The 560-nt window shown below is 64.1% G+C and carries 1 protein-coding gene; it reads left to right on the top strand.

Annotation, left to right across the window (positions count from 1 at the left end; all coding sequences use genetic code 11):
* A partial coding sequence (locus MKD38_RS30845) for a transposase (RefSeq protein ID WP_252682457.1) occupies positions 1 to 522 on the top strand: 522 nt, incomplete at its 5' end.
* Positions 523 to 560 lie beyond the last annotated feature (38 nt).

Genomic DNA, 560 nt, shown 5'->3' with positions numbered 1-560 from the left:
CCGCAGAAACTGGTCAGCTACTTTGGCCTCAATCCTTCGGTCTACCAATCCGGCTTGCAGCCAGCAAAGCACGGACACATCAGCAAGCGCGGACGTTCCTATGCGCGTGCCATGCTGGTCGACGCTGCCTGGGCCGCAGCCCAAACGGCCGGCCCCGTCCGAGCCTTCTTCCTTCGTATCCGGGATCGTCGCGGTCAGCAGATCGCGGCTGTTGCCACGGCACGCAAGGTGGCGATCATCGTGTGGCACGTCCTCACGCGTAACGAAGCCTTCGCCTGGGATCGCCCGGCGCTGACTGCGCGCAAGACCCGTGAGCTGGAACTGCAGGCAGGCATGCCTGCGCGTCGCGGTAGCCGCAAGGGGTCTGCCGCCGCCTACAATCTGAAGTCCGTCCGGGATCTGGAGCGTGCGGCAGGCGAACAAGCTGAGCACGCTTACCAACGGCTGTTCTCGCGCTGGAAGCAAGCGCGACCGCAGGCAAGTGCGGTACGCGCTCCGTGGCCACCAATACGGACGCCATAAACGAGCGAAAGCACACCACGCGCTTGTCAACTTCATCC

Source organism: Cupriavidus sp. WGlv3 (assembly GCF_023952475.1).
Taxonomy (GTDB): Bacteria; Pseudomonadota; Gammaproteobacteria; order Burkholderiales; family Burkholderiaceae; genus Cupriavidus; species Cupriavidus phytorum.
The sequence above is the reverse complement of the archived record's forward strand: the minus strand, read 5'-3'. Positions and strand labels throughout refer to the sequence as shown.